Below are 12,472 nucleotides of genomic sequence, written 5' to 3'. Positions count from 1 at the left end.
TCAGACCGCGACGGGTTCCGGTTCCTTCGCCTTGGACGGCTTCAACCAACCGGGTAGCCAGGCAGGTTGTTTGTCCGGAGCCTGATCGAGAACACCGCCCGCCGGATCGTCGATGAACCCGTACCGCACGAGATCCTCCGACGGCCGGTAGATCTGCCGAAGCACCAGCGCGCACAGAACGAGTACCGCGATGTCCCGGATCACGACGGTTCCGGTGAACCACTGCTCGGGCAGCCCCTTGTTGGACACCCCGAGGTAATACATCATTCGAGGAACCCAGACCAGGGCGTCGATGGTCATCCACGCGAGCAGGAGTCTGCGGTGCGGCAAGGCCAACACGGCCAGCGGCACCAGCCACAGAGAATACTGCGGGCTCCACACCTTGTTGGTGAGAAGGAAGCCCGCCACCAACAGGAAACACAACTGCGCAACGCGCGGACGACGCTGCGCCGTCAGGGCGACGTATCCGACACCGATGCAGACGGCCACGAACAAAAGCAGAGAGACGGCGTTGAGATTCGACGGTGACTCGCCCTGTGCGAGAGGACCGTCGAGGCCCTTCCACGACGTGAACGACGCGATCACGTTGTAGAGGGAATCGGGATCGGCCCCGCGCTCGGAGTTGAGCCGGAAGAACTCGTACCAACCATGCGGGTACAGCGCGGCGATGGGCAGGTTCACCGCAAGCCATGCCGCGACGGCACTGAGTGCGGTCACCAGCCAGTCCCTCGTCTTGCCCGCGCGCAGACACAGGACAAAAAGCGGTCCGAGTAGGAGCAGCGGGTAGAGCTTCGCGGCGCCGCCCAGGCCGAGCAGGATTCCCGCGAGCACTGGCCGCTTGCGTGCCCACGCCAACAACCCGCCGGCCGCGAACGCGGTCGCCAGAGGATCGAAGTTCGTGAACACGTGCACGATCACCAACGGGGAACACGCGATGAGCGCACCGTCCCACACTCGTCGTCCGGCCAGCAGGGTGCTCGCCCACACGGTGACCAGCCACGCCAACGCCAATCCGAACGCCACGACGTTGAAATAGAGCGCCACCTGAATCGCGCCCGGCAGCCAGGTGATCGAATCCCACGCCTTCGCGACTTTCATTGCGCCGTACTGATAGAGCCCCGAGATGACCGGATACTCCATGTACCGCATCTGGATCGAACCGTCGCCGCGTACTTCTTCCCACGACGTCTTGTACGGGAATGCTCCCTGATCGAGGCGTTCGGCCCCGTACAGCGGAACGGTGTCGGAGTAACACATCGCCACGTACTGACGGCTGCCACTCCAGTCGAGGCCGACCTGCCCGCTCTCGCCGACCGGCGCCTGCTGAATACAGCCGGCCTTCGCGAACCAGCCGAAAGCCAAGAACACCACGGCGAGCAGAAGGATCACTCGCATCGGGGTGAAGAAGCGAGTGCGTCCGATCAGTGCGTGACGACCTACCGGACCGCCGATGGTTCCCGACAGCGCAGACACCATCGCGTCGTTGCGACTGGGAACGTCCCGCCAATCCGCCGAACGAAGATCTTCGGCCAGCGGAGCGGGGGAGGTCGGTTCGGCATCATCAGCATTCGCGGCCACTCCGCGAGGTTACCGTCTTTCGAACCGACCACCCTCCAACTACTGGCCGGGGCTCACACCTGCCGGTTCTTCCTCGGTGGTCTCGCCTGCCCCTGGTACCTGCGGCGTGGTTGTCGTCGGCCGGGAGATGCCCGGAATCGGGATGGTGATGCCCGGCAGAACCTCGACCTGCGTCGTCGTCACCACGGGCGGCGGAGTGGTTTCCGTCGTCGTCGGTGCGGTGGTCGGCGGCGCCGACGTCTTGGGCGGTGCAGGTGCCGTGTACTCCGGAACACCACCGGCTTGGCCGTTGATCTTGCCCGGCGTCGGGAACTTCTCGTTGTCGGTGCCGTCGAGGGCGCCGTCCATCGTGTCCTTCCAGATGTCCGAAGGCAGACCCGAGCCGTAGATCATCGCGCCGCCCGAGTTGGTGATCGCTTCACCGTCGGGAGTTCCGACCCAGACCGCGGTCGAGAGTGACGGCGTGTAGCCGACCATCCATGCGTCCTTGTTGGCTCCGGTGTCACCGAGCTGCGCGGTACCTGTCTTCGACGCCGACAGACGTCCGCCGGCCAGGTTGTGACCGCGCGAGTACGCCGCGATCGGCTGCATCGCAGCCGTCACGTTGTCCGCCACGGCAGCGTCGATGCGGTCCTCACCGGCGGGTGCGCCGCGGTCCAGCAGCACGGTGCCGTCAGCCGCGACGACCTTCTGGACGAAGTGCGGTGCGTGATACGTGCCGGATGCGGCGAGCGTCGCGTACGACGACGCCATGTCGAGCACGCGGGCCTGGTACTGGCCGAGCACGATGCCGTTGTTGGGACCGGAACCGTCAGCCTCGGTGAGCGACGGGCCGACGCCCGGGATGTCCTTCGGGATGCCTGCTTGGTGTGCGATGTCCGCGATTGCCTGCGGGCCGTTGCCGTCGAGGCTGAGCATCTGGCGGTAGAAGCTGGTGTTCAGCGAACGCTTGAGCGCCTCTGCGATGGTGCAGGTGCCGCAGCTTTCACCTTCGACGTTGCCGATGGAGATGCCGTTGACGGTCAGCGGCGAGCTGTCGTACATCTGCGAAAGCGGGATCCCCTGATCCAGGGCGGCTGCGAGACCGAACACCTTGAACGAGGAACCGGTCTGAAGTCCGGCATTCGCGAAGTCGTATCCCGCGCCGTCCTCACCGCCGTAGTACGCCTTGACGGCTCCGGTCTTCGGGTCGACCGATACAACGGCGGTGCGCAGGTTCTCCGGCTCACCCTCCATGTTGGAACGGGCTGCCTCGACCGCTGCGGCCTGAGCCTGCGGGTCGATGGTCGTGGTGATCTGCAAGCCCTCGGTGTTGAGCAACTGCTCGCTGATTCCAGCGTCGCCGATCTCCTTGAGCACCTGACGCTTGATCAGGCCCTCGGGTCCGGTCGAGCCTTGGCTGCTGTTGTCGACCTGGGCGAGCGGGATGTAGGCGGGGTACTGCATCGGCGTGCGCGCGGCCTGATCCAGCGTGCCGGCGGACACCATGCCGTCGAGCACGTAATCCCAACGGGACTTCGCGCCGGTCGGGTTGGTCTCGGGATCGAGGAGCGACGGAAGCTGAATCGACGATGCCAGGACGGCGCCTTCTTCGATGGTCAGCTGGTCGACGGGCTTGCCGAAGTAAGCCTTGGATGCTGCGCCGATGCCGTATGCGCCGCGACCGAAGTAAATGGTGTTCAGATACGCGGCGAGGATGTCGTCCTTGGACCACTCGTTGGCCATCTTCGAGGAGATGACGAGCTCTTTCATCTTTCGCGTCAGCGAACGCTCCGAGCCGACGAGCGCCTTCTTCACGTACTGCTGCGTGATGGTCGAGCCACCACCGGCACTGTCGCGACCGAGGACGTTGTCTCGGGCTGCGCGTGCGAAACCGGAGATCGAGAAGCCCGGGTTCGAGTAGAAATCGCGGTCCTCTGCGGCCAGAACGGCGTTCCGAACGTGAAGCGGTACCTGATCGAGCGAAACCTCGACGCGGTTGCCGTCCGGCGGGACGACAGTACTGATCACCGTGGTGCCGTCGGCGGCGAAGACCGTCGCCACCTGATTGGTCTTGAGGTCACCTGGCTTGGGGACGTCCTGCACGATGTACGCCGCCATGAAGGCAAGGACGGGCAGAACAAGACCGAGCGCCACCAAGACGTAGGCCGAGCGGCGAACTGTGCGCCACTTGGACTTCTTCTTCACGGTGCTCTTTCTTCCCTTCGGGGGTTGTCCGTCGTTGCCACCGCCACCGGAGCCACCTGTCGGCGGCTTCGTCGGCGGAGGCCCTACCGGCGGGCGGGTGCCCGCGTTGGTACGGGTGGTCGCTGCTGCTGCCGCGACGCGCTGGGTCGGTTCGTTTGCCTGAGCGCCTGCGGCGCGATCTCGAGGCGGCGGGCCGGCAGATCGGCCTTGCGGCGGACGACCCTGAGGAGGGGGACCGGCGGGGCGGCCCTGAGGAGGCGGGCCCGAAGGTCGGGCTTGCGGCGGACGACCCTGGGGCGGGGGTCCCATCGGACGGCCTTGCGGCGGACGACCCTGAGGGGGCGGACCCATCGGAGGGCGTCCCTGCGGTGGTGGACCCTGCGGAGGTGGACCCATCGGACGTCCCTGCGGCGGACGACCCTGAGGAGGTCCGGCGGGACGGTTGGGACCGACGGGACGGCCACCCGGGTTGTTGCCTCCCGGGTTGTTGTTGCTGGGGGAACTCACGAATCAAATCTCCAGTGGTCACGGACCGATCACGTGCAGACTTCGATCGGGCCCTTCTTCGGGTGTGGCGTTACTCGCTGGCGGTGCGCCGGCTTGGTGGGCGTGCTCGCCGCGGTCGCGGCGGCGCAGGTACTGCGCCGAGCACATAGGACTGCACCAAGTGGTTCCAACTGCAGGTACGGCACACCTCTACAACGTGCACCGTGAACTCCTCTGCTGTTTCCGCAAGCCGAGCGAGCTCGTCCGAGGTTCGGGCCGATCCCGAAACCTGACCGAGCTTGTCGCCGAACACCCAGGACACGAGCGTCAACTGTTCCTTGCGGCAAATGGGGCAGACGACGTCGCTGCCCCGGCCGTGGAACTTCGCGGCTCTGAGTAGGTACGGATCGGCGTCACACACTTGCTTGACGTCGGTCCTACCCGCAGACACTTCGGCCAGCACAGACCGACGCGCGAGCGCGTAGTCCACAACTTGCCGCTGTATCCGCACCTGACCAGCGTACGTGCGTCCGTGCCGCCACGGACGGTTCGGGAGGGTCACGATGAACACATTTTGCGGTCCGGACGCATGGCGACCAGCCATTACGATCACTTCCTGTGAAGTCTTCCCGTTCCCCGATGACGCGTGCTCGTGATCTTGATCGCGTCGAAACGTGCAATGTGTTGGACGCCGCGTACGCCGAAGGGCAGTTAAGCGCGGAGGACTACTTCGAACGGACCGAAAAGGCGAGGTCCGCGAAAACCCTGCTCGAGCTCGCGCGCCTGGTCAACGATCTGCAGGTGCCGAAGATCGATACCACAACGGCGCCTCGGACGTCGGTGACGCGCAAGGCCGTGTACATCGGTGGCGCTGCTCTGATCGTCGTCGGCGCGGTCGCCGCGGTGGCCTGGAGTCGCTCACCATTGACGCCTTCGGAAGACATCACCGCCAGTTATGCCAGCACTACTTCCCTCGCGCCACCGTTGCCGACCACCACCCTGGTGCCGGAGCCGACCGTCGAACCGATCCTGATCGCACACATCGACACATTGACTCCCGAGGGTATCGGCGCATTTATCGAGAGGTATCGAGAAGAGTTCGGCGACATGTTCATCGATGACGCCAGCTTCCACGGCGACTACTCCGTGGTGAGCCGGGCGGTCCCCGACACTCCAGCCCTCACCGAGTCCATCAGTTTTCGCGACGGCTTCGAGCGGGAAGCGACATCCATTCCGCGGCGAACGGGCCAGCCGACCTTCGATCTCGGTTCCATCCAGATCGACAAGCTCGCGCCGTACATGGTGAACATCGGCGGCTACATCAATGTGCCGGACGCCGCGATCACGCACTTGATCGTGGACGTGAACTACGGCGTACCAAAGATCAGGATCTACGGCGATAACGGACTTGGCCACAAAGGCCGCATCGAGGTCACGCCATGGGGCGAGATCTCTCGTGTGTACCCGTACGAGAACTAGGGTGGGTGGGTGAGCGGGTCATGACTTCTAACTCTTCGCGTACGCGAGCGCGTGACGTCGATCGTTCCGATACCTGCGCTGTGCTCGATGCCGCCCTGTCCGACGGCCAGATCACGGTCGGCGAGCACGCGACGCGAACGGCGTCGGCCATGACCGCGACCACCCTCGGCCAGCTCGACCTATTGGTCCACGATTTACAGAAAGCGACGCTGCGGAACGCCGTCGCGAAAGTTCGTCGTATCGACAAGATCTGGTACGTCGCGGCCGCGTCGGTTGTCCTCGCGGGCCTGGTCGGCTTCCTCACCGTGTCCGCCGACGATTCGTCTCCGGCGCCGTTGCCGGTTGTAGCCCAGGGGGCCGAACCACTTGCCCCCATCGTGGGTTCGACGTTGAACACGGTCACCGCAAGCGGAATACGGGAGTTCATCACCCGGTACAACAACAAGTTCGGCACGACGGTGATCGATTCTGCGAGCTTCTTTGACGGCCATGCAAGCGTCACTCGCGCAGCCGCTATCTCGCCGAACGTAAAGGAGGACATCGACTTTCGAGGCGGTTTCACACCACGTGACAGCACGTCGACTCGAGCAGCCAGCACTGTCACCTTCGACCTCGCTGCCGTCGACATCGACAAACTCGCCGGATATCTGGCAGGAGCGTCCGCAAATCTCAACGTCCCCGACGCCGAGATCACACATATCAGCATGAGTTCGTCGAGCCAGGAACCACGCATTTCCATCTACGCCAGCAACAACCTCGGCGCGAGCGGCTCAATGGATTTGACCCCGGATGGACGCCCGATCCTCTTGTCTCCCTTCACTCCTCGATAGGCCCCGGACATGCCGAACGATCTGACCAGGACCACCCGTGCCCGCAATGCCGATCGCGAGGCCACCTGCGCAGTGCTGGACTCGGCCTTCGCCGACGGGCAACTCACGGCGACCGAGCACGACGAATTGACCGAACTCGCCGCGGTGGCTGTCACTCTCGGCGATCTCGAAGATTTGACGTCCGATCTGCAGACCGAAGCGTCTCTGCCTGTTCTCCGGAAAGAACCTTCGCTCGACACGCGTTTGATCGCCCTTGTGATCATCGCTCTGTCACTGGTGTCGGCAATCGGCTTCGGAATCAAATATGTGGCGTCGGACGTCACGATCTTCTCCAGCCCCGAGCCACAGTTGCACACCGTCGACGGCCTGGGTGCGATGTTCCGTGCCATCGAAACGGAGTACGGCAGCGGACTGGTCGACGAGATGACCATCTATCCCACTTACGCACGCGTAATTCGCGCCGATCCTGCCGCGCCTCGCAAGGCCCTCGACAGCTACTACCGAGGCGACCTCGAGGACCCGACTTCGGGAGGATCGCGCGAACCCGACGTGGCACAGATCGACGTCACGCAGCTCGATCCTCGCATCGTGATCGCCCTGCTCGACGGAGCCGGAACAACGACGTCGGTACAAAACCCGACCACGCGATACGCCTCTGTCGAGAGCACCGAAACCGTGCCGACCATCGAGATTCATGTCCGCAACGACCTCGACGAAAGCGGGTCCCTGACCGCTGCCCTCGACGGGGAAATCATGTCGATCAACCCGTTCACCCCCTGATCTAGCCGTGACACCTTGGTACACGTATCGGGCCGCAGTGTGGTTTTATATATCGGCGCGATATAGTTGGTTATCGCATCAAGCGGTTAGGTTCAACGACTCGGGAGGTTTGTCAGTTGCTCGAACTCGCAATCCTCGGGCTGCTCCTCGAGTCACCGATGCACGGATACGAGCTGCGTAAGCGGCTCACTGGTCTGCTCGGCGCATTCCGCGCGTTCTCGTACGGATCGCTGTACCCGGCACTGCGGCGCATGCAAGCCGACGGATTGATCTCGGAAGACGTCGACACTGCCACCGGCACGCTCAAGCGTCGGGCGCGTCGCGTCTACCAGCTCACTCCGGAAGGTCGGCAACGGTTCACTGAACTGGTCGCCGACACCGGGCCGCAGAACTACACCGACGACGGTTTCGGCGTTCACCTCGCCTTCTTCAGCCGCACCCCCGCAGAAGCGCGGATGCGGATCCTCGAAGGCAGGCGACGCCAGGTCGAGGAGCGCCGTGAGGGGCTCCGCGAGGCCGTCGGTCGGGCCAGCGGATCGCTGGACCGCTATACCCGTCAGCTCCATCAGCTCGGACTCGAATCGAGTGAACGCGAAGTGCGTTGGCTCAACGAATTGATCGCAGCCGAGCAATCGACAACAGGAACATCCCGGAAAGAAGGAGAACCCGACCATGGGTGAGAACAGCACCGCGGTGCGCGTAGCCATTGTGGGCGTGGGTAACTGCGCCTCGTCCCTGGTTCAGGGCGTCCACTACTACAAGGATGCCGACGAGACCCAGACGGTCCCCGGCCTCATGCACGTCAAGTTCGGTAAGTACCACGTCCGCGACGTGCAATTCGTCGCTGCGTTCGACGTCGACGCCAAGAAGGTCGGCTTCGACCTCTCCGAGGCGATCCTCGCGAGCGAGAACAACACCATCAAGATCGCCGACGTCCCGCCCCTGGACGTTCCCGTTCAGCGTGGCCCGACCCTCGACGGCATCGGCAAGTACTACGCCGAGACCATCGAGCTGTCCGACGCCGAGCCCGTCGACGTCGTCAAGGCACTCAAGGACGCTCAGGTCGACGTCCTCGTCTCCTACCTGCCCGTCGGTTCCGATGACGCTGACAAGTTCTACGCACAGTGCGCGATCGACGCAGGCGTTGCATTCGTCAACGCCCTGCCCGTCTTCATCGCTTCCGACCCGGAGTGGGCTGCCAAGTTCAAGGACGCCGGCGTCCCGATCGTCGGCGACGACATCAAGAGCCAGGTCGGCGCCACCATCACCCACCGCGTGATGGCGAAACTGTTCGAAGACCGCGGCGTCGTGCTGGACCGCACCTACCAGCTCAACGTCGGTGGAAACATGGACTTCAAGAACATGCTTGAGCGTGATCGCCTGGAGTCCAAGAAGGTTTCCAAGACCCAGGCCGTGACGTCCAACCTGACCGGCGCACTTGCCGGCAAGGTTCACGACCGCAACGTCCACATCGGTCCCTCGGACTACGTGGAGTGGCTCGACGACCGCAAGTGGGCATACGTCCGCCTCGAAGGCCGCGCCTTCGGTGACGCTCCCCTGAACCTGGAGTACAAGCTCGAGGTCTGGGATTCGCCCAACTCTGCCGGCATCATCATCGACGCCGTCCGCGCAGCCAAGATCGCCAAGGACCGCGGCATCGGTGGACCGGTTTACCCGGCTTCCGCTTACCTGATGAAGTCCCCGCCGGTCCAGATGGCCGACGACAAGGCTCGCATCGAGCTCGAAGCGTTCATCATCGGAGCCGACGAGGCCTGATTTAGGTTCACGCTGATTCGGGGTCTTGCGCCAACGGCGCAAGGCCCCGATTCTGTTATCCGCAGGGTGTTTCCGCATCCGCGCGGGTAATCACGCCTGCGGCTGCCGAATCGCCGCGCGGGTCCGGGTGCCGATCAGCGTGGAATGATGGACATCAGAACCATCACACGGATCGAGGACCCCATGTCGATTACGTCGCTGCCAGTGCTCGATCTGTCGCTTGCGCAGAACCCCGACACCGCCGAGCAGTTCCGCACTCAGCTCCGCGAGGCCACCCACGAGGTCGGATTCTTCTACCTGGTCGGCCACGGAATTCCCGACGAACTGCAGCGACGCCTCCTCGCCGTCGCCCGCGAGTTCTTCGCACTTCCGACTGCCGAGAAGCTCGCGATCGAGAACGTCCGCAGCCCGCACTTCCGTGGGTACACCAGGCTCGGCGGCGAACTGACCGAAGGCAAGCAGGACTGGCGCGAGCAGATCGACATCGGCGCCGAACAGCCCGCGGCCGAGCGCACCGACACCTCACCGGCCTGGGAGATCCTGCAGGGTCCCAACCAGTGGCCCGACGCCCTTCCCGAACTCCGCGACGTCATCACCGAGTGGAACGACACACTCACCTCGATCGCATTGAGCCTCTTACGCGAATGGGCGGTAGCCCTGGGCCAGGATGCGAACATCTTCGACGACGCGTTCGCTCACGATCCGTCGATCCTCATCAAGGTGGTGCGTTACCCGGGCCGCCCGAAAGGTGCCGGCTCCCAGGGCGTCGGCGGGCACAAGGACGCGGGTGTACTGACACTGCTCTATGTCGAACCGGGCAAGGGCGGTCTGCAGGTCGAGCACGACGGCGATTGGATCGACGCACCGCCGATCGACGGGGCGCTGGTGGTCAACATCGGCGAACTTCTCGAGGTCGCTACCGGCGGCTACTTGAAAGCGACTGTGCACCGGGTAGTTTCACCCGAGGGCGACGGTGAACGTATCTCGGTGCCGTTCTTCTTCAACCCGAACTACGCAGCGCAGATCCCGGAGTTCGACCTACCACCCGAGCTGGCGGCGCGCGCCACCGGCGTCACCGTGGACGCGAACAACCCGATCCACGATTCCTACGGGGCGAACGCCCTCAAGAGTCGACTACGCGCGCACCCCGATGTCGCGGCCCGATGGTGGCCGGACATCGTTGCGGCACAAAGCGCTACCTAGGGGATGGGTCAAAGATCCATCGCAACTTTCCACGCCGTGTGCATCGCACCTTCGATGTAGTCGACGTTCACCGCGTCACCGACCACGTGCACGTCGGAGACGACGCCGATCAGAGCGTCGGCCAGCGGCGCTTGCGCTGACACCCCCGATGCGACGACAACCATGTCGGCTGGAGCGGTCAGTGTCTTGTCACTGGAACGGAATTCGACGTGCTCCTTGGTGATTCGCTGCACCGTTGAATTGCGGTGAATGTCCACACCGACATGCTTGGCGTGGCGCACAGCCGTCCAGCGGCGCGGCATCGCCATCGGAATACCCAACTGCTGGCCTTCTTCGATCAGCGTCACATTGCGACCTCGCTCGGCCAGGAACTCCGCAAGCTCGAGTCCGACAAGCGAACCACCGATCACGACAACGTCCTTACCCATGGGCAGGAACTTGCGGGTCACAGCTCGGATCGCCGCGGGGCTCTTGGTGATACCGGACAGCTTGCCCAACTTGGCCATCGTCCGCAGGAACGGCGGCACCTGTGAGACGTCTCCCGCTCCGGTCATCAACGCGCGCAACGAATCACCGGTGTGCACGTGTGGGAGATCACCGCCCGGAACGCTAGGCCGCTCACGAACTGCACCGGTGGCCACGACTACGGCGTCGGGGTTCAATGCCCGGATCGAAGCAACCGAGGCTTCGGTCTTCAGTCGAACATCGACACCGAGACGCTCGATTTCCACTTTCAACCAGCTGAGCAGACGCCCGTTGTCCGGGGTAGTGAGGCTCGAGAACCACAGGGTGCCGCCGAGACGATCGGATTTGTCCAACACCGTGACTCGGTGCCCACGTTCAGCGGCCACGCGAGCCGTTTCGAGACCACCGGGGCCCGCTCCGACCACAACAACGTGTTTCGGGGTGCTGGTCCGAACGAAGGGGAGCAGCGCTTCGTTGCCCAGGGCAGGGTTCACCGCGCACAGCGGGGTCTCGTCCCAGAAGTTCTCCTGCACGCAGACGTAGCAATTGATGCAAGGCCGAACCCGCTCGGGTACACCGTCTTTGAGTTTGTTCACCAGCTGTGGATCGGCCAGGAGCTGGCGGCCCATCGCGGCGAAGTCCGTGCGACCTTCCGCGATCATCTTCTCGCCGACCTCGGGGAGCATACGTCCGACCGTGATCACGGGGATCGATATCGCCTGCTTGATTCGCGTTGCATTGTCCGTGTAGTAGCCAACCTTGTCGGGCAGGGGGCCGTCGGTGAAGTTGGCAAAAGCATTCAGCGCGGTACCGGTGACGTGAATGGCGTCAGCGCCGGCCTCTTCGAACATCTTGGCGGCCGCAGCAGCCTCGTCGACGGTCAGCCCGTCGGTTTCGCCGTACTCTTGACCGGCCAGACGCACGATGACGGCAAGCGCACCGCCGACCTCCTCCTTGACCGCCCGAATGACCTCACAAGCCAGGCGTGCACGGTTCTCCATGGAACCTCCGTACTCATCGCTGCGCTGATTCGTGTACCGACTCAGGAACGCTCCGAGGACGTAGTTGTGGGCACAGTGAATCTCGACGGCGTCGCCGCCCGCCGCCTTCACTCGTCCGGCAGCCTCGGCGAACATGCGGACGAGCCAATCAAGATCTTCCTTGGTGGCCTCGTGGTAGGTCGCCCTCTTGCCCTCGTTGATGGCAGCCATCTTGCCCAGTTCTTCGGGCGTGCAATCGGCCATCGCACTCATGTCACCCGGCGGCTTCGGTGTGGACGGGACCAGCTGCGGTCGGCCGTCGAGGGTATCGATGCGCGCCACCTTGCCGTGGTGTGTCATCTGCACACAGAGCTTGCTGCCTGCGTCGTGCACCGCGTCGGCCAGCGCTTTGAGTCCGGGGATGAACCGGTCTTCGGAGAGCCCCGGTTCCTTGCGGCTGGTGCAGCCCAGCGGGTACGCAACAGCGCAGCAACCGGTGATGATCAGACCCGTTCCACCGGCCGCACGAGCCACGAAGTGGTCGATGTCGCCCTTTTCGATTTCCCCGTCTTCACACAGGTTCATGTCCATCGCAGGGAGAACCACGCGATTGGGCACGGTCATCGGGCCGATGGTGCCTGGTGCGAGCAGGTGCGGAAAGGTCTGGCTTCGGATCGTCACGAGCAGACGCTAGAACTGGACCACGCC

Annotated in this window: 10 protein-coding genes; 6 read left to right on the top strand and 4 right to left on the bottom strand. The window is 64.0% G+C overall.

The annotated features are described in order from the left end of the window. The 3 genes from EEB12_RS16150 to EEB12_RS16140 form a co-directional block, all read right to left on the bottom strand. Window positions 1-1,578: a glycosyltransferase family 87 protein gene (locus EEB12_RS16150; RefSeq protein ID WP_019746056.1), complete on the bottom strand. Its 1,578-nt coding sequence runs from the start codon at window positions 1,576-1,578 to the stop codon at window positions 1-3. 39 nt (window positions 1,579-1,617) lie between these two features. Next, window positions 1,618-3,765 (bottom strand): transglycosylase domain-containing protein, encoded by a 2,148-nt coding sequence (locus EEB12_RS16145; RefSeq protein ID WP_019746057.1) that lies wholly within the window; start codon window positions 3,763-3,765, stop codon window positions 1,618-1,620. Window positions 3,766-4,342: 577 nt separating this feature from the next. Further along, a complete protein-coding gene (locus tag EEB12_RS16140) occupies window positions 4,343-4,762 on the bottom strand; it encodes a DUF5318 family protein (RefSeq protein WP_042448217.1) in 420 nt (139 codons plus the stop codon). A 128-nt stretch (window positions 4,763-4,890) separates the two neighbouring features. On the opposite strand from EEB12_RS16140, the gene EEB12_RS16135 reads away from it, so the two are divergent. From EEB12_RS16135 to EEB12_RS16110, 6 genes are all read left to right on the top strand, one after another. Further along, complete coding sequence (locus tag EEB12_RS16135) at window positions 4,891-5,730, top strand: DUF1707 domain-containing protein (RefSeq protein ID WP_019746058.1); 840 nt, start codon at window positions 4,891-4,893, stop codon at window positions 5,728-5,730. A 20-nt stretch (window positions 5,731-5,750) separates the two neighbouring features. Further along, the gene (locus EEB12_RS16130; protein WP_029537262.1) at window positions 5,751-6,560 is read left to right on the top strand and encodes a DUF1707 domain-containing protein; all 810 of its coding nucleotides are present in this window, start codon (window positions 5,751-5,753) and stop codon (window positions 6,558-6,560) included. 9 nt (window positions 6,561-6,569) lie between these two features. Next, the gene (locus tag EEB12_RS16125; protein ID WP_021334675.1) at window positions 6,570-7,340 is read left to right on the top strand and encodes a DUF1707 domain-containing protein; all 771 of its coding nucleotides are present in this window, start codon (window positions 6,570-6,572) and stop codon (window positions 7,338-7,340) included. Between the two features lie 116 nt (window positions 7,341-7,456). Next, window positions 7,457-8,020 (top strand): PadR family transcriptional regulator, encoded by a 564-nt coding sequence (locus EEB12_RS16120; RefSeq protein WP_003946014.1) that lies wholly within the window; start codon window positions 7,457-7,459, stop codon window positions 8,018-8,020. Then, complete coding sequence (locus EEB12_RS16115) at window positions 8,013-9,116, top strand: inositol-3-phosphate synthase (RefSeq protein WP_003945979.1); 1,104 nt, start codon at window positions 8,013-8,015, stop codon at window positions 9,114-9,116. Before EEB12_RS16120 ends, EEB12_RS16115 begins: the two co-directional genes overlap by 8 nt. Before the next feature lie 144 nt (window positions 9,117-9,260). Then, window positions 9,261-10,319 (top strand): isopenicillin N synthase family dioxygenase, encoded by a 1,059-nt coding sequence (locus tag EEB12_RS16110; protein ID WP_019746062.1) that lies wholly within the window; start codon window positions 9,261-9,263, stop codon window positions 10,317-10,319. Window positions 10,320-10,327: 8 nt separating this feature from the next. Here the strand turns inward: EEB12_RS16110 and EEB12_RS16105 are convergent, their stop codons facing one another. After that, entirely contained in the window at window positions 10,328-12,445 is a 2,118-nt protein-coding gene (locus EEB12_RS16105; protein WP_021334674.1) for an FAD-dependent oxidoreductase, read from the bottom strand. Between the last annotated feature and the right edge of the window lie 27 nt (window positions 12,446-12,472).

The sequence above is a fragment of the Rhodococcus sp. WS1 genome (genome assembly GCF_003797745.1).
In the GTDB taxonomy this organism is placed as follows: domain Bacteria; phylum Actinomycetota; class Actinomycetes; order Mycobacteriales; family Mycobacteriaceae; genus Rhodococcus_F; species Rhodococcus_F erythropolis.
This window is presented reverse-complemented; position numbering and strand designations above follow the sequence as displayed.

Excerpts from the sequence above, each read along its gene's own strand:
- EEB12_RS16135 (WP_019746058.1), top strand. The coding sequence starts at position 4,891 with ATGACGCGTGCTCGTGATCTTGATCGCGTCGAAACGTGCAATGTGTTG.
- EEB12_RS16130 (WP_029537262.1), top strand. The coding sequence starts at position 5,751 with ATGACTTCTAACTCTTCGCGTACGCGAGCGCGTGACGTCGATCGTTCC.
- EEB12_RS16125 (WP_021334675.1), top strand. The coding sequence starts at position 6,570 with ATGCCGAACGATCTGACCAGGACCACCCGTGCCCGCAATGCCGATCGC.
- EEB12_RS16115 (WP_003945979.1), top strand. The coding sequence starts at position 8,013 with ATGGGTGAGAACAGCACCGCGGTGCGCGTAGCCATTGTGGGCGTGGGT.
- EEB12_RS16110 (WP_019746062.1), top strand. The coding sequence starts at position 9,261 with ATGATGGACATCAGAACCATCACACGGATCGAGGACCCCATGTCGATT.